The organism is Pantoea sp. SGAir0215 (assembly GCF_043543215.1).
The window spans coordinates 3,106,173-3,131,318 of record NZ_CP028031.1 but is presented as its reverse complement, the minus strand read 5'-3'; the positions used below and the strand labels follow the sequence as shown (position 1 = coordinate 3,131,318).

Annotated in this window: 20 protein-coding genes and 1 pseudogene; 13 read left to right on the top strand and 8 right to left on the bottom strand. The window is 52.6% G+C overall.

The features are described from left to right. Positions 1-69: 69 nt before the first annotated feature. From C1N64_RS14630 to C1N64_RS14600, 7 genes and pseudogenes are all read right to left on the bottom strand, one after another. Complete coding sequence (locus tag C1N64_RS14630) at positions 70-1,176, bottom strand: FkbM family methyltransferase (protein ID WP_367143926.1); 1,107 nt, start codon at positions 1,174-1,176, stop codon at positions 70-72. 33 nt (positions 1,177-1,209) lie between these two features. Further along, entirely contained in the window at positions 1,210-2,319 is a 1,110-nt protein-coding gene (locus C1N64_RS14625; protein WP_033742051.1) for a Gfo/Idh/MocA family protein, read from the bottom strand. Positions 2,320-2,328: 9 nt separating this feature from the next. Next, positions 2,329-3,495, bottom strand: a complete 1,167-nt coding sequence (locus C1N64_RS14620; protein ID WP_367143927.1) for an ATP-grasp domain-containing protein — start codon at positions 3,493-3,495, stop codon at positions 2,329-2,331. Between the two features lie 403 nt (positions 3,496-3,898). Continuing rightward, on the bottom strand, positions 3,899-4,741 hold the full coding sequence (locus tag C1N64_RS14615) for a WcbI family polysaccharide biosynthesis putative acetyltransferase (protein ID WP_164482092.1): 843 nt from the start codon (positions 4,739-4,741) through the stop codon (positions 3,899-3,901). Positions 4,742-4,753: 12 nt separating this feature from the next. After that, positions 4,754-5,620, bottom strand: a complete 867-nt coding sequence (gene rfbD, locus C1N64_RS14610; RefSeq protein WP_324030488.1) for a dTDP-4-dehydrorhamnose reductase — start codon at positions 5,618-5,620, stop codon at positions 4,754-4,756. Beyond that, entirely contained in the window at positions 5,620-5,811 is a 192-nt protein-coding gene (locus tag C1N64_RS14605; protein WP_324030615.1) for a dTDP-4-dehydrorhamnose 3,5-epimerase family protein, read from the bottom strand. Before C1N64_RS14605 ends, rfbD begins: the two co-directional genes overlap by 1 nt. Continuing rightward, positions 5,809-5,937: pseudogene (locus tag C1N64_RS14600) on the bottom strand (sugar phosphate nucleotidyltransferase); the annotation flags it as partial. The gene C1N64_RS14605 and the pseudogene C1N64_RS14600, both read right to left, overlap by 3 nt. A gap of 342 nt (positions 5,938-6,279) precedes the next feature. Between C1N64_RS14600 and C1N64_RS14595 the strand changes: the two are divergent. The 9 genes from C1N64_RS14595 to C1N64_RS14555 all read left to right on the top strand — a co-directional run bounded on the left by C1N64_RS14595 (position 6,280) and on the right by C1N64_RS14555 (position 15,010). After that, complete coding sequence (locus C1N64_RS14595; protein ID WP_006118886.1) at positions 6,280-7,248, top strand: HNH endonuclease signature motif containing protein; 969 nt, start codon at positions 6,280-6,282, stop codon at positions 7,246-7,248. Positions 7,249-7,391: 143 nt separating this feature from the next. Continuing rightward, positions 7,392-8,114 (top strand): RNA polymerase sigma factor FliA, encoded by a 723-nt coding sequence (locus tag C1N64_RS14590; RefSeq protein WP_133745289.1) that lies wholly within the window; start codon positions 7,392-7,394, stop codon positions 8,112-8,114. A 50-nt stretch (positions 8,115-8,164) separates the two neighbouring features. After that, positions 8,165-8,668: a flagella biosynthesis regulatory protein FliZ gene (fliZ, locus tag C1N64_RS14585; protein WP_039342604.1), complete on the top strand. Its 504-nt coding sequence runs from the start codon at positions 8,165-8,167 to the stop codon at positions 8,666-8,668. Between the two features lie 191 nt (positions 8,669-8,859). Further along, entirely contained in the window at positions 8,860-9,846 is a 987-nt protein-coding gene (locus tag C1N64_RS14580; RefSeq protein ID WP_058707979.1) for a D-cysteine desulfhydrase, read from the top strand. Between the two features lie 132 nt (positions 9,847-9,978). Further along, complete coding sequence (gene tcyJ / locus C1N64_RS14575; RefSeq protein ID WP_033742037.1) at positions 9,979-10,779, top strand: cystine ABC transporter substrate-binding protein; 801 nt, start codon at positions 9,979-9,981, stop codon at positions 10,777-10,779. After that, complete coding sequence (tcyL, locus tag C1N64_RS14570) at positions 10,779-11,447, top strand: cystine ABC transporter permease (RefSeq protein WP_033742036.1); 669 nt, start codon at positions 10,779-10,781, stop codon at positions 11,445-11,447. The genes tcyJ and tcyL overlap by 1 nt, the downstream gene beginning before the upstream one ends. Next, a complete protein-coding gene (gene tcyN, locus C1N64_RS14565; protein WP_006118892.1) occupies positions 11,444-12,196 on the top strand; it encodes an L-cystine ABC transporter ATP-binding protein TcyN in 753 nt (250 codons plus the stop codon). Before tcyL ends, tcyN begins: the two co-directional genes overlap by 4 nt. A gap of 237 nt (positions 12,197-12,433) precedes the next feature. After that, positions 12,434-13,516, top strand: a complete 1,083-nt coding sequence (locus C1N64_RS14560) for an acyltransferase family protein (RefSeq protein ID WP_205958559.1) — start codon at positions 12,434-12,436, stop codon at positions 13,514-13,516. Between the two features lie 414 nt (positions 13,517-13,930). Further along, complete coding sequence (locus tag C1N64_RS14555) at positions 13,931-15,010, top strand: acyltransferase family protein (RefSeq protein WP_367143929.1); 1,080 nt, start codon at positions 13,931-13,933, stop codon at positions 15,008-15,010. 211 nt (positions 15,011-15,221) lie between these two features. Here C1N64_RS14555 and putA read toward each other — a convergent pair whose 3' ends face one another. Further along, positions 15,222-19,166, bottom strand: coding sequence for a trifunctional transcriptional regulator/proline dehydrogenase/L-glutamate gamma-semialdehyde dehydrogenase (gene putA, locus C1N64_RS14550; protein ID WP_367143930.1), 3,945 nt, complete (start codon positions 19,164-19,166; stop codon positions 15,222-15,224). A 441-nt stretch (positions 19,167-19,607) separates the two neighbouring features. Here putA and putP point away from each other — a divergent pair, with 441 nt between their 5' ends. From putP to efeB, 4 genes are all read left to right on the top strand, one after another. Next, a complete protein-coding gene (putP, locus tag C1N64_RS14545) occupies positions 19,608-21,092 on the top strand; it encodes a sodium/proline symporter PutP (protein ID WP_033742030.1) in 1,485 nt (494 codons plus the stop codon). 190 nt (positions 21,093-21,282) lie between these two features. Continuing rightward, entirely contained in the window at positions 21,283-22,110 is an 828-nt protein-coding gene (gene efeU / locus C1N64_RS14540; RefSeq protein ID WP_006120218.1) for an iron uptake transporter permease EfeU, read from the top strand. Between the two features lie 50 nt (positions 22,111-22,160). Then, complete coding sequence (gene efeO / locus C1N64_RS14535) at positions 22,161-23,282, top strand: iron uptake system protein EfeO (protein WP_033742027.1); 1,122 nt, start codon at positions 22,161-22,163, stop codon at positions 23,280-23,282. Positions 23,283-23,284: 2 nt separating this feature from the next. Then, on the top strand, positions 23,285-24,571 hold the full coding sequence (efeB, locus tag C1N64_RS14530) for an iron uptake transporter deferrochelatase/peroxidase subunit (protein ID WP_394514906.1): 1,287 nt from the start codon (positions 23,285-23,287) through the stop codon (positions 24,569-24,571). Positions 24,572-25,146 lie beyond the last annotated feature (575 nt).

The following is a 25,146-nucleotide window of genomic DNA, read 5'->3' as shown; positions in this document are numbered from 1 at the left end:
CGACGGATACAGGTAATGAGAACAATTCTGCCCGGCTGATACGCGAGAGCCGGGCTGATGCGAAAAAAATCAGGCAGGAATCGCGTACAACACCAGTTCAAAAGCATGAACAGGATGATGGGCGCGGAGATAAAATCGATACCCGGGCATAATGCTTTTGATATAAGCAGGAATCTTTATAAGATCATCCGGTTTATGATAAGCGCTGATTGCCAACAGTGGGTAACAGCGTTGAATACTGTTTTTCGCCCCCTCCAGCGCAGAAAGCTCAGCGCCTTCAATATCCATTTTGATAAATGTCACCTTACTGTCCGCAATAACGCTATCGAGTGTGGTTAATGCGATACTGTTAGTCGTGACCTTTTCAGTAATTTTTGAATCCAACGCTTTTCCTGAGTCGAAATACAGCGTTGTCTCTTCACTCCATACGCCTGCCTGGTGGCATTCACAATACGCTTTATCCGCTGTAGCGGCACACAGCAACGGATAATTGACGTTGTCAGGTTCGAAGGCAAAGATTTTTTTCGGCGAAGGGAGTCCGCGGGTGGCCAGTGCGGCTTCGAAAGCATTCACGCTGTCACCATTATAAGCGCCACAGTCAACAAAAACCTCGGACTTACTCAACGCGACAATGTCGGTTGGGAAGTAATGGTTCTCATCATACACTGTTTTAATATAGTCAGGTCGTGCGCTAATACGCTGATTCATGAATGCGATAAACGTCTCGCGAGATTTATCATCACCAAGACTTTCATATAAGGAATGCAGGGCGTCAGCATGGGTCTGACAAAAATCATAGGAAATAATATCTTCGGTGTTTACGCCCGTAAAAGAGGGGTCATAGACCAGCACTTCAGATTGAACGTCTGATAATGAATTCAAAAACGCCGGATCCACATACTGTAGTGCAATAATAAAATTATATTTTTTTTTGGTGTTGAGCAAACTTTCCAGAGGCACAACAGTCAGTTCGTTTAACGTTTGACCAGGAGAAAAATACATTTCATTGACCGCTACATAATCGATATGCAAGTGATTACGCGCCATATATTCACGGGTCTTGGTAGCCAGACAGCCTGCGCCAATAAGGACTACCGGATTACCGTTTTGGTACATTTTCTCCAGCGTAACGAGAAAATGGTTATTTTTCTCGACTATTTCACTAAGAAAACTCATGAGGAACTCCGTTATATTTTATCTTTTTATTGTTTAAAGGGTACATTTTTGCTGACTTGTTGCGCTTTTCGCGGCACTTTCAAGAAAGTGAAGCCCGCGAGCCGCAACGTCTGAACCCATCACGTAATCGTTAGGTTCCCCTCTCAATGCAGAGGCAATGTCAGCATAATAATTGGCAAATGCTTCAATAAAGCCAGCAGGGTGACCCGCTTTAAAACGGCAGTAACGTGCATCAGCAGCAACAATGTTGTCATTGGCTGTGCGATCAATAACAGAACGACTGCCTTGCAAACCGCTGACATACAGGAATTCAGGATCCATCTGGAGCCATTCTGCGCTGCCCTGACTTCCCATGACGCGAATCCGCAGGCCATTTCGGTATCCCAGAGCGGCTTTGCCATACCAGTAATTACACGTCATACCGCTTTGATAACGCGATAAGATATGTACGGTGTCGATAACGCCGGGAATTTTGGCGTACGTATCATTGATCGCATAAATATCGACGGCGTGATCCCCGGTGATAAATTCAATAAGCTGGTGAACATGAACGCCAAGATCGAGCGAAACGGTTGGAATGACGGCATCCTGCTGCCGCCATCTCTGCGGTTTTGGCACATCGCCATGCTGATTATGGCGTGCAAAACCTTCCTGAGGCATTTCAACCATGACCTGCTGAATGGCCCCGAAATCGCCGCGCTGTACGCGCTTTTGCAGTTCGCGCACCATGGGATAGCCACTGTAATTGTAAGTGACAAACAATTTTGCCTGATGTTGGTGCTCGCTGTTCATGATGTGCAAAGCGCTTTGATGGCTTTCAACCATCGCCTTTTCGCAAATTACAGCCAGACCGTTTTCGAAACAGGCGGTGATAATTTCATGATGGTCAGGGGTGGGTGTTAACACCGCAACTGCATCAAGATGATGGCGCTCCTGCAAAATAAACGCCTGAATACTCTCGTAAATACGTTCAGGATGAATATTCCAGCTCTCACCCGTGTGACGATTCTGCTCAGGATTGCGGCTAAAACAGCCCGCCACAAGCGTAAAATCCCCGTCGAGCTGTGAGGCAATTTTATGGGTAAGACCAATAGCCGAATTCGCGCCACCGCCAATAAAACCAAGTTGTAGTCGTTTTTTCATATCGGTTTCCTAGTACTTACCAAGCGTAAAAAAATTTTTTAACTGTGGTGTGAAGCGGGCCAGTTCATCACGTTGGTGGAATTCAGCAAAAATAAGCGCGGCGCGATCGTGAGGCGCGCGCTGGATTCTCTCGCCTGTTTTCTTAAGTGGCAGAAAAGAAAGGATATTGGCCGGTAATGCTGCGAAGCTGACGGAGGTAAAGGTTTGTTCCTGATCAACAGACACAGTATGGCGAGCGATTAATCTGACATGTTCGGGACGCCGACTGGCTGGCGTAAAAGGTGTGCCGGTAAAGGCATGGGTGAACCAGAGTGAATAAGGCGTGTCTGTAGAATATTCAATGAGTTGATTATACAGGTCACCCGGGCATCGGCGTGTCATTTCTATCAGAGAAAAGCTTTTACCATCCGAGATAAACTGAGTGTGCAGTAAACCATCACAAAGCCCGAGCTCATCAACGAGTGCCTGTATACAGTCGCTGACCTGGTCTTTTATCGACGCAGGAAGATTGAGGCTGAGGCTACTACTGTTTACCTGCCAGGGGTAAACGGTACAAAATTCATCGACAAAATATTCGACCGCCACTTTTCCATTCACGATAAAAGCGGAGTGGCTGTGTAAATCGCCAGCTATCCAGCGCTCTATAAGCGCCTGGCCACAGGATGATGCCGCACAGGCATCTCGCCAGGCGGCGGAGATGTGTTCGCGCTCAGCCACCAGTGAAATCCCTAATCCGCTGTAGGAATCGACAGGTTTTATCATCAACGGTAACGGAAGTTGCGCCGCCTCTTCAGGACAGCTCACGGCCATAGGGACTGGATAACCCTTATTCTGTGCCCACTGGCGGAAGACGTCTTTTTTAAAAATAATTTCTGCTACATCAGGGCGATCAAAACCGCGTAAGCCCATTGCCTCAGCGACACTGGCACCCGTAAGGTAAGACACATCGGTAACACCAGGCAGAAGTGATGTAATATTGAGTGATTTCGCCAGGGTCAGTACGTCCTGTACATTGGCATAATTCAGGCAAAAAGAGTGGGCCGCGAGTTGATGACCCGGATCCTGCGGTTTGCCGCTGCATACGGCTGTTTCATAACCGGAATGCTTAAGTGCCATCAAAAGAGGCATGGCAGCAAAACCGGCATCCAGCATAAGTGCTTTTTTATTACTGCTCATTATGATTTGCCTGAGGTGGTGCAGCTAACACATTGTTTAGCTGGCAAAGTTTTTTCCTGGTATGGATGGGGTGCCAGGCGCGCTTTTATAGCAGATTGTAATCCCGGCAGGCCGAACTGATGCCGTAAATAAAGCCCTTTTTAGTGTGTATTTAACGCAAACGGGGACAGGCAGGCTCGTCAGGAACCGCGCTTCTTTCTGGCGGCAACGTGAATGTTTTATGCAGAGTCATAATGACCGGAATGGCAGAGACAGGCAGACGCCACAAAGCGATATAACGCTGTATTAATACAGTAAAGCAACATCGCAGTATTGATTGCATTGCCGCCGTGACTGAATGGTACTGTTTTGTGTGCTGACAAGCCTGATCGATAAGATGCATCTTCAGGCTTACAGCAAAGGCTCAGAGATTTTGATAGCCGGATTTCAGGCTACGATAATAAGTGGAACGCAGTAAGGCTTCTGAGAGTTGTTCACGCGGTTGTGAAGAAAAGAAGTGATAGTTAATTTTACAGGCCAGAGAAAGCCCTGTTTCGCGCATCATGAAATAATGCTGTTCGCCACTGCCTACCTCTGGAGCAATATAGTTTTTAAGCAAATCGTTGCCGCCAAGATCGAAGTTCTTATTCTCTTTAAATAAATCAAAAAAGATTGCACTAAAGAAAATGCTTAAATGTTTGTTATTGGGGTGGCTTACCGTGCTGTAGCAATGTTTATCTTTTAACAGGGCGTCCCGATAAAAGTCTGAATAATCAAACGCCACCTTACCTTCTTTGAACAACCGCTGGTAGCGATTAGCGTCGTCCATAATCATGTTATGCTGCCTGGCCTCGTCGTAACTGACATTGTGGTACGCAGCAACGGCATCCGCACAGGCATGTGCGGTCAAATAGAGATGCAAAAAACGGTAATCAACATACACCATTAAATCGGGCACGGCAGCAGAATAATACCCTAGCTGCGGTGCTGATACGCTTGATTCCATTGTGGGTAATATGCGGATATCGAAATACTCGGTCAGTTTCGCGGTTGACAGCAAACCCCAGCGTTCAGAATGAAACTGCATATAAATATGATCGCAGCTTTCAAGTTCGTGCATCAGATTGATAATGTCTCGCTGAGCATCAAGTTTATACAGAGGTGTATTAACAACGTGTGTTATTGCGCCACGATGAAGCTCAGAATAATTACTTAATAACTGACCAACGACTTCGAGCTGACAGTTACCAATCGTTGCTACTTTCATTACATTATCTCCTTATAAAGTATTCGCGTAGGGAAAGGGGGTCGCCAGGTGATTCAGACAGAGGCGAAGTTTATCCTGCCAGTCTGAGGGGGGGATGCCGATGGTGCTGAGAGCGTCGCTGTTCATCACACTGCGCGCCGGCCGAATCGCCGCAGACGGATAGTGCGAGCTGATAATGCCATGCACGACCACGTCCTGTTGCGCCGCGACAAAGATTGTCTGAGCGAATTCGCACCAGCTGACGGCAACGTCGCCACAATAATGGTAAATACCGTGCTTTTCGGGCATGTCGGCGAGCGTGATCATGGCCTGGGCTAAATCACCCGCGTAGGTCGGACAACCATACTGATCGTTCACCACATGTAACTCGGAACGTGTCTGCGCCAGACGAAGCATGGTACTGACGAAGTTATTACCGTATTCGCTGAACATCCATGAAGTACGGATCACGATCGCCTCGGGTAGGACCTCAAAGACGCGCTTTTCACCTTCCCACTTACTCAGGCCGTAAAAATTAATCGGGCAGGGCGGATCCTGTTCGGTATAGGGCGTTCTTTTCACCCCGTCGAAAACATAATCTGTGGAAATATGAATGAAACGCGCCCCGATCATTTTGGCGGCCTGAGCCAGATTTTCAGGGCCAATCGCATTGATCTTTAAGGCACGTGTCCGGTCGGTTTCTGCTTTATCAACGGCGGTATAAGCCGCTGCATTCATAATGACATCGGGCTTAAATTTTTTAACCACGCGCACAACGGCAACGCGATCGGTAATATCCAGTTCCGCCGAACCACATGCCAGCGTAATCCAGTCGGCGGGAAAACGATCCAGTAAACAGCGCCCCAACTGACCATAAGCACCTGTAAGTAAAACGCGCATTACACCAACTCCTGCAATGAGAGTCCTTGTTGATTTTTCACCGATAATATCGGCTGTTCGACAAACCATTGAATCGCAACATCAGGGGCATTCCACATCAGGCAGGCTTCATCCTTAGGATTGTCATAGTGAGGACAGGTATATTCAAAATCAGCAATGTCCGGGCGCGAGACGAATGGATGCAAGTGCATCAAGAGTGAAAGGGGAAGAGAGAGCATGGGCTTGTCATAGACCGGCAGCAGTTGCTCAGAGACGCCACAGGTCACCGGATGCAGTCGGGAACCGGTTCCGCCTGCCAGTACTATGCCTTTCATCATTCGCTTCCTTCATAACTCGTCTGCGCGTGCAGCGTGATGGTGAAAGAATACGAGTGTTCGAGTGAAAGTAATGGCACGAATAACCGACAAAAAAGCGGGTAAAGTCAAGGATAAGTCCGTCCCCGCATCCATAGCGGCTAATGAAATAAATCAGCATAAGCGAAGCGGGCACATTTTATCGCGCAGTAATGCAAATCGCGTCAACCAGAAGGAAGTGATTGTGGATTAGAGTTTTCGGCGCGATAAAAGTTGGATAAACGTTACAGTTCATACAGATGGTGCCGATAACACTCTTCAGGATAAGTTTAATTTGGCTACAACTTCGCGTGTTCTGGGGTGGTTATGCGCTTCAACTATGACCTGCTACCGGGTGAACGGCTTTCCTTCGAGGAGATCGCCCGGCGCTATGCACAGCAATACCCTGATGAGAAAGAATTAACAGCGCGAGCGCTGCTGAGTCCTTCGACCAGCTTTCGGACGCTAAAGATTCGTGCTGTCTTCGCACAGGAAGAGAGCAACAGTCCGCTGGAAGACCTGTTATTTATTGCGAACGACAATGAACGTAAAAATTACCTGCGCCGTTTTGAGTATTACCTGAAGCAGCAGGCTCCTTTTCACTATTTCCGCCGGGGAGAGCAGGACAAAGCGGAGAATTTGTGGAAAGTGATTGGCCAAAGCTACGTATATGCCATGATCGATCCCCATTCAGCACAGGCGCAGAACCTGATTAACAGCCGGGGATATAAACTGGTGCTGATGCGAGAAGACGGCGACGATGCCTGGTGGCAGTTGTTTAACATGCACTCCAACCCGTGCTTTCCGCAATCACAGCGTATCCAGTTTATTGTGGTACTGAGTACCCCCGGACATAAAACACCCGCCGCAGTGATGCCTGGTACTGAAGTCGGGCGGCGGGTAAAGGCTAAAGTGCTGCAGCGAGCCAGCCAGGCCGAATTTATGGCCGCCGTGAAAGCCCGTTATGGTGCCTGTGTCATTACCGGCACCAGCCTGATCGATCAGCATCCGTGGCCATGGGTGGAAGCCTGCCATATTGATACGCGAGAGAATGATGAAGGTTTTCTGGCGGATAACAGTGTGGATAACGGATTGTTCCTGCGCAGCGATTTACAGCGACTTTTTGTTAACCGAATGATTAGTATTGATGGTGATTCCGGCAAGGTCCGTTTTAATGGGGATGAAAAAACCCGCGAAAGCATTAGCCCTTTTTATCAGGAAATGGAAGGGCAGGTTTGTGCTTTATGGGACAGCGTGCCCTCCGCCACTCGTCAACGTTTACTGTCATTAGGTTAGCCTGTTGAGACAGAGCGGAATCTTCCGCTCTGAAACATCACAAATTTGAAATAACCTCGGTTTATCCCGCCTATTCTGCCAATCGAAAGTCCTACAGAATTGCATAATCATGCCGATAACTTCATTAACGCAGGGTAGTCAACGTGAACGATCTCTATACCGCCGAAGGCGTGATGGACAAACATTCGCTCTGGCAGCGCTACGTCCCACTGGTGCGTCATGAAGCACTGCGCTTGCAGGTTCGCCTGCCTGCCAGTGTGGAACTTGACGATCTGCTGCAAGCCGGGGGCATTGGTCTGTTGAATGCGGTGGAGCGCTACGACGCGCTTCAGGGTACCGCCTTTACCACGTATGCAGTCCAGCGCATTCGTGGCGCAATGCTTGATGAGCTTCGCAGCCGGGACTGGGCGCCACGCAGCGTCAGACGTAATGCACGTGAGGTAGCCGGAGCCATGCATCAGGTTGAGCAGATGCTGGGTCGGGCCGCTTCCGAGCTGGAAGTCGCGCAACAGTTGAATGTTTCGATAGAAGAGTACCGGCAGATTCTGTTGGATACCAACAACAGTCAGCTCTTTTCATACGACGAGTATCGGGAAGAACACGGTGACAGTGCGGAGCTGGTGACGGAAGGGCACGAAGAGGCCAATCCACTTCATCAGTTAATGGAAGGGAGTCTGCGTGAACGCGTCATAGAAGCGATCGAGGCGTTGCCTGAGCGCGAGAAAATGGTGCTGACACTGTACTACCAGGAAGAACTGAATCTTAAAGAGATTGGCGCGGTACTTGATGTCGGGGAATCCCGGGTCAGCCAACTGCACAGTCAGGCGATTAAACGCTTGCGTGCCCGACTTACGGGAGCGCGCTAGAAGGCTCAGTTCCTGGAGATCTATAAATATAAGAAATCGGGGACTCAACAGTGGGAGCCAAAACCAAAGCCAGACCTTTAAGTCGCTATCTTAAAGACTATAAACACAGCCAAACCAATTGTTCACACTGTGGCAAAGTACTAGACCGAATGGCGCTGGTTTTTCGTGGCCAGATCATCAATAAAGAGGCCATCGCACGGATGGACCAAATGATTGATGAGCCACTCTGGCTAAAACTGCAGCCAGAATTAACGGCACTTTGTCGTTTTTGCAGCGATATTTTTTGTAATACACATCCTAACTATTTTGACATTATGGCGTTTAAACAATATCTGTTCGAGCAGACGGAAATGAGCCCAAGCACGATTCGTGAGTATGTGGTTCGGTTACGTCGGCTTGACGATATGCTGAAGGCGCGAAATTTTCCGGCAGAAAAACTGAAAGGCAATAGCTGGCATCAATGCCTGGAAGAAGATTTACCCGATGCAGGCAACAATAATTATCGAATTGCGCTGCGCAAATACGACCAGTTCTTAGGCTGGCAGCAACGTTAAGGGAAAAATGCCGGGCACAGGATGCACGGTCAGTCGATTTCCCGCCCCACGTTTCTTCTCACCATCGGAAGAAACGTGGGGATGTTGTGCATTCCCGTCTTCCACGTTCCTGACCTCAATTCAGGATGATCCTTTCTTCATCTTCTGTAACACTGTAATGATAACTGCTCTGTGCCTGACTGGAGGCCGCATTGTCTTTACATCTTATTCATCAGTTTCCCCGTATTGAACTTCTGGGTGCGCCCACGCCTCTGGAATTTTTGCCCCGTCTGTCGGACTTCTTAGGTCGTGACATTTTTATCAAACGCGACGATGTAACGCCGCTGGCGCTGGGCGGCAACAAACTGCGCAAGCTGGAGTTCCTGGCGGCCGATGCGCTGCGTGAGGGGGCCGATGTGCTGCTCACCGCCGGTGCGATCCAGTCCAACCACGTGCGTCAGACCGCTGCGGTCGCGGCCAAACTTGGGCTGAAATGCGTGGCATTACTCGAAAACCCCATCGCGACCCAGAGCGAGAATTACCTCACTAACGGTAACCGGCTGCTGCTGGAACTGATGGACGTTGAAGTAGTGATGGTTGATGCACTGACCGATCCTGCCGCACAACTGGCGGAACAGGCGGAACGCCTTGAGGCGCAGGGCTTTCGACCCTATACCCTGCCTGTTGGTGGATCAAACGCGCTAGGCGCGCTGGGTTACGTAGAGTGCGCCCAGGAGATCGTGCATCAAAGTGAAGGCGTGGTGGATTTTGCTGCGGTAGTTGTCGCGTCTGGCAGTGCCGGAACCCATGCGGGGCTGGCCATTGGGCTGGAACACCTCATGCCGCAAACCGAGCTGGTGGGCGTGACCGTATCGCGTCAGCGTGATGAACAGCTGCCGAAAGTGGACGCTATTCGTCAGGCGCTGGCATCGCAGTTGTCGGTAGAGGCAAAGGCGCCGGTGACGCTGTGGGATGACTACTTTGGGCCACGCTATGGCGAGCCAAATGAAGAGGGCACAGAGGCGATCAAGCTGCTTGCCCGGCTGGAAGGCCTCCTGCTCGACCCGGTTTATACTGGCAAAGCGATGGCGGGGTTAATTGATGGGATCAGTCAGAATCGTTTCCGCCGCGAAGGACCGCTCCTGTTTGTGCATACCGGCGGTGCGCCCGCGTTATTTGCTTATCACCCTTCGGTCTGAGACGTCGCGAAAAAAAGGTTTATAATCCGGCCGTTATTTTGCTGTCTCAGGTAAATAACGCCCATAATGACAGAGCGGCAAACGGGGTTTAGCCGCTCAACAGCACACTCACGAATAATAAATGGGGTACACATGGCTTTCTCACAGATTCGTCGCCAGCTGGTGACTGGAATGATGGCGGTTGCGCTGGTTGCTGGCGTTAGTGTTAAAACCTTTGCCGCAGAAGATTTGCTGCAGCAAGTGAAAAGTAAAGGCGAACTGCGTGTGGGCCTGGAAGGCACCTATCCGCCTTTCAGTTTCCAGGATGAAAAAGGCAAGCTGACCGGATTTGAGGTGGAGTTCGCCCAGGACCTGGCGAAACACATGGGTGTGAAAGCCGTTCTGAAACCGACAAAATGGGATGGCATGCTGGCCGCGCTGGATTCCAAACGTATCGATGTGGTGATTAATCAGGTCACCATTTCCGATGAGCGTAAAAAGAAATATGACTTCTCCACGCCGTACACCATTTCGGGCGTGCAGGCGCTGACGCTGAAGAAAAATGCCGGCAGCATCACCCGCCCCGAAGATCTGGCAGGTAAAAAAGTGGGCGTCGGTCTGGGCACCAACTACGAGCAGTGGTTACGTGCAAACGTGAAAGGTGTCGATGTTCGTACCTATGATGACGATCCTACCAAATACCAGGATCTGCGTTCAGGTCGCGTTGATGCGATTCTGGTGGACCGTCTGGCGGCACTGGATCTGGTGAAGAAAACCGGTGACACGATGGCCGTTGCTGGCCCTGCGTTCTCGCGTCTTGAAGCGGGCGTTGCACTGCGTAAAGGTAACGAAGATTTACTGAAAGCCATTAACCAGGCGATTGCAGAGATGCAGAAAGACGGCACGCTTAAAAAGCTGTCTGAGAAATGGTTTGGCGCGGACGTTACGCAATAATGCAGGAAAGTTTACAACTGGTGCTGGATTCAGCACCATTCCTTCTTAAAGGCGCGCTGTTTACGCTTCAGCTCAGTATTGGCGGGATGTTTTTTGGGCTGATACTGGGCTTTGTGCTGGCGCTGATGCGCTTGTCGCGCTTTTGGCCCATCAGCTGGCTGGCACGTATCTACGTGTCGATTTTTCGTGGCACGCCGCTTATCGCTCAGTTGTTTATGATCTACTACGGTCTGCCCCAGTTTGGCATTGAGCTGGATCCAATTCCTTCCGCGATGATTGGCCTGTCGCTGAATACAGCAGCCTATGCATCGGAATCGCTTCGTGGTGCCATTGCGGCGATTGAGCGCGGCCAGTGGGAAGCGGCGGCCAGCATTGGCATGACGCCGTGGCAAACGCTGCGCAGGGTTATTTTGCCTCAGGCTGCCCGTACCGCTTTACCGCCATTGGGTAACAGCTTCATCAGCCTGGTCAAAGATACCTCACTGGCGGCGACCATTCAGGTACCGGAGTTATTTCGTCAGGCCCAGTTGATTACCTCACGTACGCTGGAGGTATTTACGATGTATCTGGCGGCCTCGGTTATCTACTGGATCATGGCTACCGTGCTGTCTGCCTTACAGAACCGGCTCGAAGCACACGTTAACCGTCAGGATCAGGAGGCGAAATGAGTGCCATTGAAGTACGCCAACTGGTGAAACAGTTTAACGGCCAAACGGTACTGCACGGCATCGATCTGGATGTTGCGCCGGGTGAAATTGTGGCGATTATCGGCCCGAGCGGATCCGGTAAAACGACGCTGTTGCGCAGCATCAACCTGCTTGAAGTGCCTGAGGCCGGGCGCATCAAAGTCGGTGATATTACGATTGACGCCAGTCTGGGGATCAATAAGCAGAAAGAACAGGTGCGCCAACTCCGTCAGCAGGTGGGGTTTGTGTTTCAGAACTTCAATTTGTTTCCGCATCGCTCGGTGCTGGAAAACATTATTGAGGGGCCGGTCATCGTCAAAGGCGAAACCAAAGCGGACGCGGTTGCGCGGGCGCGTGGCCTGCTTGAAAAAGTGGGATTGCAGGGTAAAGAAGACAGCTATCCACGTCGTCTTTCCGGCGGACAGCAACAACGTGTTGCCATTGCCCGCGCGCTTGCCATGCGGCCTGAAGTCATTTTGTTTGATGAACCGACCTCGGCGCTGGATCCCGAGCTGGTGGGCGAAGTGTTGAATACGATCCGGGCGCTGGCGCAGGAAAAGCGCACGATGGTGATTGTGACCCATGAGATGAGCTTTGCCCGTGATGTCGCTGACCGGGCGATTTTCATGGATCAGGGCCGCGTGGTAGAACAGGGCCCGGCCAAAGCGTTGTTCAGCGCTCCTCAGCAGGCACGTACCCGACAGTTTCTGGATAAATTTCTTAATCAATAATCCCCAAAATGCCGCCCGACACGGGCGGCGTTTTATTTATTTTTTTCCTGCCTGCGCGCTCAGTTTCTTCTGAAAATTTACAGCTGGTCTTTCCTTAACCTGTTGTTATCGCTTCGGTTATACGGAGTGATGTTTCAATGACGTAACAGAGTGTAAATTTTAAGACCTCCCCGATTGAGGTGACAGTGAAAATATTAATAATTCTTCACAAATTCATCGCGCTATCGGGACGTTATAATGACTCACCCCAGGAAGGAAATCCTCTGGATCAATACCCTCAAAGGAGGGTGCATTTTACTTGTCGTACTGCATCACGCCATCATCACCACGTTCGCACCCTCGCTTCATCATCTGACCGCGGGTCTGCTACCGGCACAAGGATGGGTGGCGTTTAATACCTGGCTCTCGCCATTGCGTATGCCCGCTTTCTTCTTTGTGTCTGGGTTGCTGGCCGCTAACGCGGTCGTGAAGAAAAGCTGGCAGGAAGTGTTTACGAAAAAATTCAGCAATATTGTTTACCTCTACCTGCTGTGGGGCGTGATTCAGTGGCTGAGTATCCACTACATTTCCACCCATTTAGGCGAACGGCTGTCCAGTAGCAAAAATGCCGCCTATGCGGATTCGCCTCTTGAGTTTATTAAGCTGCTGATGCTGTCGATGACCAGCCTGTGGTACCTGTACGCGCTGGCAGGGTTTTTCCTGGTGACTAAGCTTTTCCATCAACAGAAAAGGGTTCTGCTGGCGGCGGCGATAGCGGCGAACTACGCTGCGCAGTTTAACCTGATCCCCGGATGGGGCCCGGCCAGCGTGGCGCAGAACTCTCTGTATTTCCTGCTGGGCGTATTTTTCAGCGCGAGGCTAATTGAACTGAGCGCCCTCAAGGGACGTCACTGGCTGTGGCTTGGCGCGATTGCACTTGTCGGCATCGCCCATCATGCAGGTGGCATCTATAAAAACCCGTTTTACAGCCTGCTGACGATCGTGTTTGGCATCGTGCTGTGTCGTTTTCTCAATGCGCATTTCAGAATGACCTGGCTGAACGCTATCGGTCGAAATACATTACAAATCTATGTGTTACACCGCATTTTTATCGAACTGCTCGGACTGAGCGCTATCACACTGGCGCTGCATTTCGGCTGGTTCGGCAATGCCGGCTTTAGCTGGGCCTGGGCGCTGCTGATGCCGGTGACCGGTGTGGCGGTATGCACACTGCTGTCGCTGCTGGTCTGGTCGTTACTTAATCGCGGGCCAGGACGTATGTTGTTTCTCCATCCATGCCTGGTCAGTCAGCGTCAGCCTGAAACGCAAACCTTATCCTGAAGATCCGGGCCAGCGCGCTGGCCCCTTTTTCATCTGCCAGATTACCTCTTAGTCGCCCGACATCCTCGCGGGCCGGGAGCCAGGTCAGCGCACGCCTGACCGTGAAGCCATTTTTTATCGGGTAAACGGGATAAAAGCGCCTACGTCAGTCCCAAAGGTACGCCTGTTGAAAGCAGGGCAGAGCCTCGGTTTATGTCATAAGGATAACCAGACAGGAAAGGAAAAGGCGTCTGAATAACGCGCTTGCCGGGCGCAGTGTCAATAAATCCCTTTAAGTGTAAAGTACGGTCCGAAACGCACCGCAACGCGGGTATTTAAGACTTTCGCTACATTCAGCAGAAAGAACATACGGAATACTTTTCGCACAAGAGAAGGCGATGTGAATTGCCGTTTCACCGCAGCGGAAATGTGCCAATGATGAGCAAAGAAAAAGAAGAAATTGCCTGGATTAATACACTCAAAGGCCTGTGTATCCTGCTGGTTATTCTGTATCACACGGTATTACCCGGCTTTGATAATACGGTAACACAACTGACCGCGGGCCTGCTCCCGGCTGAACTGTGGGTCCGGTTTAACCTGCTACTGTCGCCGCTGCGCATGCCCGCCTTTTTCTTTGTATCGGGTCTGCTGGCCAGTCATGCCATTCTTCACCGGCCCTGGCAGTCTGTCGCCACCAGCCGCATTATGAATCTGTTTTACCTTTACCTGTTATGGGGCGTTATTCAGTGGGGATCCATTTCCGGCATCGCGACGGAAATTACCGGACAGCGTATTTCGCAAAATCTTAATGCGGCCTATGCCGGTTCGTTTTCAGAATTTCTCAGACTGACCTTTCTCGCCATGAGTACCGCCTGGTATTTATATGGTCTGGCACTCTATTTCCTGTGCGCCAAATGGTTTCAACATTACAAAATCCCGCTGCTTATCGTAGCCGCTGTGCTGAACTATCTGGCGGTCGAAAAGAGTATCCCGTTCTGGGGACCGCAAAGTCTGGCGCAGTATTTTGTCTTTTTTGTATTGGGCGCATTTTGGTGGGCACCCATGCTACGACTGAGCGAAGGGCGACGGGAGAACAGGTTGCCGTGGCTGTTACTGGGACTGCTGGCTGTACTACAGGGCCTGCTTGATTTGAACAGCCGTCTTTTTCTCTGTCTGATTGCCATTCTGGCCAGCGTGGCCGCCTGCCGATGGTTAAGCCAGCTGGGCTGTATGGCCTGGCTTAACTGGACAGGCCGCCATACCTTACCCCTTTACGTTATTCACCGTATTTTCATTGAATATTTCGGGATGACGGCGATTTTATATGCGCAACGTCACCAGCTTTTTGAGCTGACAGGCTTTTCATGGCTTTGGGCCTGTCTCTATCCTCCGGTGATGGTTACGATCTGCGCCTTGTGCTCCATGGCGGTCTGGTCATTGCTGAATCGGGGACCGGGACGCGCGCTGTTTCGCTTGCCACATCTGATGAAACGGCCTTCCATTCCGGCAGCCTGACCATTGTACGCATGTCAGCCACCTGTCTCTGCGGCGCGTCCGGATTGCGTATGCGGGGGATGTGCGCGCAGAGACCACCTGATAGCGCGAATCCCTTCGCACTTCTCCACTGCTGAGGCGCTCAACGGCCGCGGGTTTTTCATCCGTCATAAAAAAAAGGTTCATGCCAGGCATGAACCTTGATCACAACCAGAATGAAACGCGCCGACAGTTAACCGATCGTCATCAGGCTGGCGTTACCGCCCGCGGCGGCGGTGTTGACGCTCAAAGAGCGTTCAATCAGCAGGCGTTCCAGTAACAGGTTGGTTTCACCGCGGGCAAATCCCTGTACCGAGACAATCGCACCTTCACGCGCCGCAATCTGCTCGCACAGGCTGCGGAGCTGGTCGGCATCACCATGATAAATCACGGCATCAAACTGCGCGGTCAGCGGATCCTTCGCCAGGGTAATACGGCTCTTCACCGCTGCCGGTAAGGTATTAAGCAGCGTACGATGCAGGTCATCATCCGGCCACAGGGCCTGACTGCCGACGCTGGTTACCGCAGCCAGCTGAATCAGCGCATCGTCGTTGTTATCTGCCAGACAGAGCACCTGTTCGCGCGGGAGTAACAGGAAGGTGTTGCGCTCTCCTGTTGGGCCCGGCAGCAGACGAACCGTACCGGCCTGCGCCAGCTGTTCATAATGCTGACACAGCGCAGACAGCTGTGGCTTATCTTTTGCCCAGTTGGTCAGTGCCTGATGCGGCGCTAACAGGCGTTGACGCTGACTGTTGTCTGCGGGACGTTCCGTATCCTGACGGGCGAGGGTGGTGCTCAGCGCCTCATCCGGGCGGTTAGCCAGCAGACGATAAAGATACAGTGGGCCGCCCGCTTTTGGACCGGTACCTGAGAGGCCTTCGCCCCCAAAGGGTTGCACACCGACGACCGCGCCGACCATGTTGCGGTTAACATACAGGTTACCCACTTTGGCACTGGCGGTGACCTGCGTGATGGTTTCGTCGATGCGCGTATGAACACCCAGGGTCAGGCCATAGCCTGTGGCGTTAATCTGCTCAACGATCTGCGGCAGGTTGCTGCGGGTAAAGCGCACCACGTGCAGGACAGGACCAAACACTTCCTGGGTCAGATCGCTGACCTTATCCAGCTCAATCAGCGTCGGTTTCACAAAGGTGCCTGTGGCCCATTCTTTGCTGTCCTGTGGGTTATCCTGTGCCGTCTGGTAGACCTTGAAGCCTTTATTACGCATGGCCTGAATATGGCGTTCGATGTTGGCTTTGGCTTCCTGATCGATCACCGGACCGATGTCGGTGGACAGGCGTTCCGGGTTGCCCATGCGGCATTCCGCCATCGCGCCACGCAGCATTTTTAACGTGTGGTCTGCGACGTCTTCCTGCACGCAGAGCAGACGCAGGGCGGAACAGCGTTGTCCCGCGCTGTCAAAGGCCGATGCCACGATGTCGACAACCACCTGTTCGGTCAGCGCGGAGGAGTCCACAATCATGGCATTCATTCCGCCCGTTTCCGCAATCAGCGGTGTCGGACGGCCCTGCGGATCGAGTCTGCCCGCAAGATTGCGTTGCAGCAGCGTGGCAACGGCGGTGGAGCCGGTAAACATGACGCCGCGCACCCTTTCGTCGCCGGTGAGCTGTGCCCCCACGGTTTCGCCCTGACCCGGCAGCAGTTGCAGTACACCGGCGGGCACGCCAGCGCTCAGTAAAATATTGACGGCCTGTGCGGCAATTAACGGCGTTTGCTCGGCGGGTTTCGCCAGCACGCTGTTACCTGCCGACAGAGCCGCGGCGATTTGGCCGGTAAAAATGGCCAGCGGGAAGTTCCACGGGCTGATGCAGACTACCGGGCCAAGCGGGCGGTGGGTTTCGTTATCGAAATCATGGCGCACAATGCCGGCATAGTAATAAAGGAAATCGACCGCTTCACGCACCTCGGCAATGGCGTTGTTATAGGTTTTTCCGGCTTCACGCACCAGAAGACCCAGCAGTTGCTGTAGCTGGCTTTCCATCAGCTGTGCGGCGCGCTCCAGAATGGCGGCACGCTCCTGCGGCGGCGTGGCAAACCAGATAGGGCCGGCATTAACGGCGGCCTCAATGGCCAGGGAAACCTCCTGTTCGGATGCCTGGCGCACGGTGCCCACCACATCCGCAGGGACGGCCGGATTGAGCACTGGCTCGCTTTCCCCTCCCGTTAAGGGGCCATCGATAAGCGGTTGCGCCACATATGTTTCGGTAGCACCGCTCAGCAGCGCGCTGGACAGCGACGCAAGACGATGTTCATTCGCCATATCAAGACCGGCGGAGTTTACGCGGTCCTCGCCATACAGGTCACGCGGTAAGGGAATTTTCGGGTGCGGCAGGCCCAGTGTTCCTTCGCTGAGACCCAGTTTTTCCACTTCGGCAACCGGATCGGCGACCAGTTCGTCGATGGGCAGGGACGTATCGGCGATGCGGTTAACGAAGGAGGTATTCGCGCCGTTCTCCAGTAAGCGTCGCACCAGATAGGCGAGCAGCGTTTCATGCGTACCGACCGGGGCATAAATACGGCAGGGACGATTAAGTTTACCGTCTGCAACCTTGCCGACCACCTGTTCATACAGCGGTTCACCCATGCCGTGCAGGCACTGGAACTCGTACTGACCCGGATAGTAGTTATTGCCTGCCAGCTGATAAATGGCGGCCAGGGTGTGCGCATTGTGCGTGGCAAACTGCGGATAGATCAGGTTCGGCACCGCCAGCAGCTTGCGCGCGCAGGCCAGGTACGAAATGTCGGTATACACTTTGCGCGTGTACACCGGATAGCCCTCCAGGCCTTCCATCTGGGCGCGTTTAATTTCGCTGTCCCAGTAAGCGCCTTTCACCAGACGAATCATCAAACGGCGGCGGCTACGTTGCGCCAGGTCGATCAGCTCATCAATAACAAACGGACAGCGCTTCATATAGGCCTGAATGACAAAGCCAATACCGTTCCAGCCCTCCAGTTCAGGCTCAAAACACAGCCTTTCGAGCATATCAAGAGAGAGTTCCAGGCGGTCGGCTTCTTCTGCATCAATATTAATGCCGATGTCGTAAGAGCGGGCCAGTAGCGTCAGCGACTTAAGCAGCGGATACAGCTCATCCATCACCCGGTCATACTGGGCACGGCTGTAGCGCGGGTGCAGGGCAGAGAGCTTAATTGAAATCCCCGGGCCTTCATAAATGCCGCGGCCATTGGAGGCTTTGCCAATCGCATGAATCGCCTGCTGATACGAAACCAGATAGGCTTTCGCATCGCTGGCGGTCAGGGCGGCTTCGCCCAGCATATCGTAAGAGTAACGGAAACCTTTCTCTTCAAGCTTACGGGCGTTAGCCAGTGCTTCGGCGATGGTTTCACCCGTCACGAACTGTTCACCCATCAGGCGCATCGCCATATCCACGCCTTTACGGATCAGCGGTTCACCACTCTTGCCAATGATCCGGTTGAGCGAGCGCGACAGATTCGCTTCGTTATGCGTTGAGACCAGGCGGCCGGTAAATAACAGGCCCCAGGTGGCGGCGTTAACAAACATGGACGGACTGCGGCCCAGATGCGACTGCCAGTTGCCGTTACTGATCTTGTCACGGATAAGCGCATCGCGCGTCGGCTTATCCGGAATACGCAGCAACGCTTCCGCCAGGCACATCAGCGCCACGCCTTCCTGTGAAGATAATGAAAACTCCTGAAGCAGACTTTGCACCATACCGGCGCGTCCGGTTGCCCCTTTTTGGTGCCTGAGCTTCTCGGCCAGGGTAAAGGCGAGCTGCCGGGTTTTTTCAGCCAGCGGAGCGGGAAGGCGGGCTTGCTCCAGCAACATGGGAACGGCATCGGTTTCCGGTCTACGCCAGGCGGCCGTCACGGCCGAACGGGCTACCGACTGCGGCAGGATGTGCTCTGCGAAGTCAAGGAACGGCTGAACCATCTCGTCCGCAGCGACCTCATCAGAAGCCGATTCGTTGAGCTGCAGGGGAATCTCTTCCACTGTTTCACCGGCTTCTAACTGCACGAGATAGTTAAAGATCGCTTGTTTAATCAGCCAGTGCGGCGTGCGATCCATTTTCTGTGCCGCCAGTTTAATGCGACTGCGGGTGGCTTCATCCAGCTTCACCCCCATGGTCGTTGTTCCCATGATTTCTGTTCCTTAAAACGTTTTTTACCAGAGCAAGGGCTGCACTATCACTCATGTTGCAACTTTGTGCAACCTTGTTAAATGTGACCTTGCTTCCATACTTTACCGCCGCTTTTACCATTAACATTTAAAAGCGGCACAAATCTTGCTGCAAGAAACTCGCCAATGTTGCAACCCCCTTCAATTTAAACAGGGTTGTGGTGGTAAAGGTGCAACTCAAGTGTGAGCGGGCGCAACCTGTGAACATTTAAAACAGAGAGAGAGGTGAAACTGATGTAACGGATGTGTTAAATGCATTGTGTAGAACGTGCCTTTACGGCAGGATACCGCGCCTTAAGGGAAACGGGACTTTTATCGATGCGGTAATACGCTGACGCTACCCCGTTCCGGTGGCGCAGGAAAAGATTTCTCTTAAGAGATCGGATAATAACGGAGAAACACATGACAGTAAGTACACCCATGCTGGTGACCTTTTTAATTTATATCCTCGGGATGGTGCTCATCGGTTTTATTGCCTGGCGCTCAACCAAAAACTTTGATGACTACATTCTGGGCGGTCGCAGCCTGGGCAGTGTGGTTACCGCGCTGTCAGCGGGTGCCTCTGACATGAGCGGCTGGCTGCTGATGGGCTTACCCGGTGCCATTTTTCTCTCCGGCATTTCAGAAAGCTGGATCGCCATTGGTCTGATTATTGGTGCCTGGCTTAACTGGAAAATTGTCGCGGGTCGTTTACGCGTCCAGACAGAACATCATGATAACGCCTTAACCTTGCCCGACTTTTTCACCAGCCGCTTTGAAGATCGCAGCAAAATTCTGCGTGTGATTTCTGCGGTCGTCATCCTGATGTTTTTCACCATTTACTGTGCTTCCGGTGTGGTTGCCGGTGCGCGCCTGTTTGAAAGCACCTTTGGAATGGACTACGCCACGGCCTTATGGGCCGGTGCGGCGGCGACCATTCTCTATACGCTGGTGGGCGGATTCCTGGCGGTAAGCTGGACAGATACGGTTCAGGCCAGCCTGATGATCTTCGCCCTGATCCTGACGCCGCTTATCGTCATCATGGCCGTCGGTGGTTTAAGCGATTCGCTGGCAGTCATTCAGGCTAAAAGCACGGAAAACCTGGATATGTTCAAAGGACTGAATGTGGTTGCGGTCCTGTCGCTACTGGGCTGGGGATTAGGTTATTTTGGCCAGCCCCATATTCTGGCCCGCTTTATGGCGGCGGATTCACACCGGTCAATTCGTACCGCGCGCCGTATTGGTATGGCCTGGATGATTTTGTGTCTGGCCGGCGCCGTCGCGGTTGGCTTCTTTGGTATCGCCTATTTCCAGAACAACCCGGGCGAGGCCGCTGGTGTAACTCAAAACGGCGAGCGTGTCTTCATTGAGCTGGCACGTATTCTGTTTAACCCCTGGATTGCCGGGATTCTGCTGTCAGCCATTTTAGCGGCCGTCATGTCGACACTCAGTTGCCAACTGCTGGTGTGCTCCAGCGCCCTGACCGAAGACCTGTATAAAGGCTTTTTGCGCAAAAATGCCAGCCAGAAAGAACTGGTCTGGGTCGGTCGCCTGATGGTGCTGCTGGTCGCGCTGATTGCCATCGCACTGGCCGCCAACCCTGAAAACCGGGTATTAGGCCTGGTCAGCTATGCATGGGCGGGCTTTGGTGCGGCGTTCGGGCCGGTTGTGTTGTTCGGCGTGTGCTGGAAACGTATGAACCGCAATGGCGCATTAGCGGGCATGGTTGTCGGTGCGGTGACCGTGGTGGTCTGGAAGCAGTATGGCTGGCTCGGTCTGTACGAAATCATTCCGGGCTTTATCCTGGCCAGTCTCGCCATCGTCGTCTTTAGCCTGGCGAGTCGCGCACCGTCAACCCAGGCGATGGCACGTTTCGATGCCGCTGAGGCCGAGTTCCAGACGAAGTAATCGCCTTCTTTTTTCCACCGCCTGCCCCCGTGAGGGCAGGCTTTTTTTTGCCCGTTATCTGGCACAGACAGTTACGAAATTATTTCGTTGTGGAACTTGTATTTTTTTGAGTGGTAATGATAATCGGTATCGTTCGTTTTTACGTAACTTTACGCGTCGTTGACGCCGGTTAACATTCAAGAGGTTGGCGATGTTTGTTCCGTTTCTCATTATGCTGCGCGAAGGGCTTGAAGCCGCGTTGATCGTCAGCCTGATCGCCAGTTATCTGAAGCGCACTCAGCGCACTCAGTGGTTTCCTGCGATGTGGGCGGGCGTCTTTATCGCCGCCGCACTCTGCCTTGGGCTGGGTATCTTTATCAACCAGACCACGGGTGAATTTCCGCAGAAACAGCAAGAGCTGTTTGAAGGTATTGTGGCGGTAATCGCGGTCGTTATCCTGACCTCGATGGTGTTCTGGATGCGCCGGGTCGCGCGCAATATCAAACGGGAACTTGAACACGCCGTCGACGAGGCATTGCATAAATCGGCCGGCGGCGGCCTGGCGCTGGTGATGATGGTGTTTCTGGCCGTCGCACGCGAAGGGCTGGAATCAGTGTTCTTTCTGCTGGCCGCGTTCACACAGGATGTCGGTTATGCGCCGCCGTTGGGTGCGGTGTTGGGGCTGGCCACGGCGGTGGTGCTGGGCATGCTGATCTACTGGGGCGGCCTGCGGCTCAACATGGCGCACTTTTTCCGCTGGACCAGCATGTTCATTCTGCTGGTGGCAGCGGGCCTGGCGGCAGGGGCTATTCGCGCTTTTCATGAGGCAGGGCTGTGGAATCATTTTCAGCAGGTGGCCTTTGATATGAGCCCGATCTTGTCCACGCATTCGCTGTTTGGCACAGTGCTGGAAGGCATGCTTGGCTATCAGGAAGCGCCCAGCGTCAGTGAAGTCGCTGTCTGGCTGCTCTATCTGATCCCCGCTTTATTATTGTTTGTTATGCCTGCACGCGCTGATACCTCAGCAGCTGCGCGCTAACGCGTTTACCCGGCGCGTCAGCCGCGCCTCTGACTGAACAGGGAAAAAATATGATGATGCGTTTTAACCGTAATGCGGTACTGGCTTCTCTGCTGGCGTTTTCTGGCTCTTCACTGGCTGCAGCCATTCCGCAGGTCAGCGTCACTGTGACGGACAAACAGTGTGAGCCCATGTCAGTTACGGTACAGGCCGGTAAAACTCAGTTTCTGATTAAAAATAACAGCCAAAAAGCGCTGGAATGGGAAATTCTCAAAGGCGTGATGGTGGTCGAAGAGCGCGAAAATATTGCGCCGGGCTTTAGCCAGAAACTGACGGCCAACCTGGAAGCCGGGGAATATGACATGACCTGTGGCCTGCTGACGAACCCGAAAGGCAAACTGATCGTGCAGGGCACCGGGAGCAAAAGTGCGCAACAAGGCAAACCCGAACTGATGCAACTGGCGGGCCCCATTAATGCCTATAAAGCCTATGTCACTGAGGAAGTGAGTCAGCTGGTATCCGGCACGCAGGCGTTTACGGATGCGGTGAAAGCCGGTGATGTGGCTAAAGCCAAAGCGTTATTTGCGCCCACCCGTCAGCACTACGAGCGCATTGAGCCGATCGCGGAGCTGTTTTCTGACCTTGATGGTCGTATTGATGCCCGCGAAGATGATTACGAGAAAAAAGCCGACGATCCGAAATTTACCGGCTTCCATCGTCTCGAAAAAGCCCTGTTTGCAGATAACACGACGAAAGACATGGCAGGCTATGCCGACCAGTTAAATCACGATGTGCATGACCTGCAACAACGCGTGAGTGAACTGGCATTTCCTCCGGCGAAAGTGGTGGGCGGAGCCGCCGGGCTGATTGAAGAGGTGGCTGCGACCAAAATCTCTGGCGAAGAGGATCGCTACAGCCGCACGGATCTGTGGGATTTCCGCGCGAATGTGGATGGCGCACAAAAAATTGTCACACTTTTACGTCCGGTACTGCAGCAGGCGAACCCACAGCTTTTAGCAAAAATAGACGCTAACTTCAGTAAAGTGGATGCGATTCTGGATAAATACCGCACGCAGCAAGGTTATGAATCCTATGAAAAACTGACCCAGGCTGACCGCACGGCGCTGAAAGGGCCGATCACCGCTCTGGCGGAAGATCTTTCCCTACTGCGTGGCACACTGGGCCTGAACTAATCATGGACAAGGATCAGGAATTACAGCACCCTGCGCGGCGGCGTTTATTAAAAGGGCTGGGCATGCTGGGCGGCGCGGCTGCGGTAGGCGCGGGCTGTCCGTTTCATGCCGGGGCTGCTGAGCAGCCCGACAGTTTTGCACCGGGCACGGTTACGCCGAACGCGCGTCAGCAACGACAGCCTTTCTATGGCGTGCATCAGGCGGGCATTATTACCCCACAGCAGGCCGCCATGATGCTGGTGGCGTTTGATGTGCTGACCAGCGACAGGCGTGAGCTGCAGCGGTTGTTTCAACTGCTGACACAGCGCATTGCGTTTTTAACGGCGGGCGGCAAGGCCCCCGCCGTGGTCAACCCACAGCTGCCACCGATGGATTCCGGTATCCTGGGGGCCGAGATTGCCCCCGATAATCTGACCATCACGGTGTCAGTCGGTAACGCGCTGTTTGACGGGCGTTTCGGTCTGGCTGCGCTCAAACCCGCGAAACTGCAGCCGATGACCCGGTTCCCTAATGATTCGCTGGATGCCAGTCAGTGCCATGGCGATCTGCTGTTGCAGATTTGCGCCAATACCCAGGACACGGTGATCCACGCGCTGCGCGATATCATCAAACATACGCCGGATCTGCTGGGCGTACGCTGGCGGCGGGAAGGCTTTATCTCCGATCATGCCGCGCGCAGCGCGGGCAAAGAAACGCCCATTAATCTGCTGGGCTTTAAAGACGGCACGGCAAATCCGGACACGCACAATCACGCCTTGATGGATAAGCTGCTCTGGGTCACCGAGGATCAGCACGAGCCAGCCTGGGCGCGGAATGGCAGCTATCAGGCGGTAAGGTTGATTCGCTTCCACGTGGAAATGTGGGATCGCACACCGTTGGGCGAACAGCAGACCATTTTCGGTCGCGAAAAGCTGAGCGGCGCGCCGCTGGGTATGAAAAATGAACATGACGTTCCCGATTACCGTAACGATCCGGATGGCCAGATAATTGCGCTGGATGCGCATATTCGTCTGGCAAACCCCCGTACGCCCGCCACGGAAAGCAGCCTGATGGTGCGCCGGGGATACAGTTATTCGTCCGGTGTTTCCGCTTCAGGTCAACTGGAGATGGGATTACTCTTCGTCTGCTATCAGCATGATTTGGAATTGGGTTTCCTTACCGTCCAGAACCGCTTAAATGGCGAAGCGCTGGAAGAGTATATACGTCCGTTTGGCGGCGGTTACTTTTTTGTCTTACCCGGCGTGGTGAATGAAAACCATTATTTAGGCCAGTCCTTACTGGAAAGTTGATTAAATTTTAGGCACGGCATTCTGTGTCTGACAGCGCAGCGTGCCGTGTTTTCATATTGCCGTTTTTTCCCCGTACGGCTTTTTTATCACCCCGTTTAACACGCCTTTTAACGTGACGTAAAATATACTAACCCTCTGTAATAAATACGTAATTTAATTTAAGTAAGGTCTTCGTTAACGGCCGGTTGAATATTTATTTTTCATGAAAGTGAAAATACTGTTGCAAAATACCAATAAGATGGTTCACTTTACTATGAAAGCGTAATCGGGCGTGTTGATGTCTCACACTGGAGTTCGCGCATGGATAGATGTTTTTACAGCCGTTCAGCAGTAAACAATATCGCACTCACCCGTGAGGGACGTTCTTCCTCAACCGCTTTTACATCTCAATGTGTTTTCTCTCTTCAACTTCACTCCTTTTTTACCGGTATACGGTCAGGCTGTTTTGCTGCCGGATATCAATCGTCATGGCCTGTCACGGCTCTAAAGGAAGCCAACTGAAACCTCTAAAGCGTTCACGTAATCGCAACGGGCGTATTGCCTGAAGCGGGAAATGAAACCAACTGTAAGGTGCC

Excerpts from the sequence above, each read along its gene's own strand:
- C1N64_RS14555 (WP_367143929.1), top strand. The coding sequence starts at position 13,931 with ATGATGAGCAAAGAAAAAGAAGAAATTGCCTGGATTAATACACTCAAA.
- C1N64_RS14605 (WP_324030615.1), bottom strand. The coding sequence starts at position 5,811 with ATGCACTTGCATCCATTCGTCTCGCGCCCGGACATTGCTGATTTTGAA.
- C1N64_RS14615 (WP_164482092.1), bottom strand. The coding sequence starts at position 4,741 with ATGAAAGTAGCAACGATTGGTAACTGTCAGCTCGAAGTCGTTGGTCAG.
- efeO (WP_033742027.1), top strand. The coding sequence starts at position 22,161 with ATGATGATGCGTTTTAACCGTAATGCGGTACTGGCTTCTCTGCTGGCG.
- efeB (WP_394514906.1), top strand. The coding sequence starts at position 23,285 with ATGGACAAGGATCAGGAATTACAGCACCCTGCGCGGCGGCGTTTATTA.
- tcyJ (WP_033742037.1), top strand. The coding sequence starts at position 9,979 with ATGGCTTTCTCACAGATTCGTCGCCAGCTGGTGACTGGAATGATGGCG.
- tcyN (WP_006118892.1), top strand. The coding sequence starts at position 11,444 with ATGAGTGCCATTGAAGTACGCCAACTGGTGAAACAGTTTAACGGCCAA.
- putP (WP_033742030.1), top strand. The coding sequence starts at position 19,608 with ATGACAGTAAGTACACCCATGCTGGTGACCTTTTTAATTTATATCCTC.
- tcyL (WP_033742036.1), top strand. The coding sequence starts at position 10,779 with ATGCAGGAAAGTTTACAACTGGTGCTGGATTCAGCACCATTCCTTCTT.
- C1N64_RS14625 (WP_033742051.1), bottom strand. The coding sequence starts at position 2,319 with ATGAAAAAACGACTACAACTTGGTTTTATTGGCGGTGGCGCGAATTCG.
- C1N64_RS14560 (WP_205958559.1), top strand. The coding sequence starts at position 12,434 with ATGACTCACCCCAGGAAGGAAATCCTCTGGATCAATACCCTCAAAGGA.
- C1N64_RS14595 (WP_006118886.1), top strand. The coding sequence starts at position 6,280 with ATGCGCTTCAACTATGACCTGCTACCGGGTGAACGGCTTTCCTTCGAG.
- efeU (WP_006120218.1), top strand. The coding sequence starts at position 21,283 with ATGTTTGTTCCGTTTCTCATTATGCTGCGCGAAGGGCTTGAAGCCGCG.
- putA (WP_367143930.1), bottom strand. The coding sequence starts at position 19,166 with ATGGGAACAACGACCATGGGGGTGAAGCTGGATGAAGCCACCCGCAGT.
- C1N64_RS14630 (WP_367143926.1), bottom strand. The coding sequence starts at position 1,176 with ATGAGTTTTCTTAGTGAAATAGTCGAGAAAAATAACCATTTTCTCGTT.
- C1N64_RS14620 (WP_367143927.1), bottom strand. The coding sequence starts at position 3,495 with ATGAGCAGTAATAAAAAAGCACTTATGCTGGATGCCGGTTTTGCTGCC.
- rfbD (WP_324030488.1), bottom strand. The coding sequence starts at position 5,620 with ATGCGCGTTTTACTTACAGGTGCTTATGGTCAGTTGGGGCGCTGTTTA.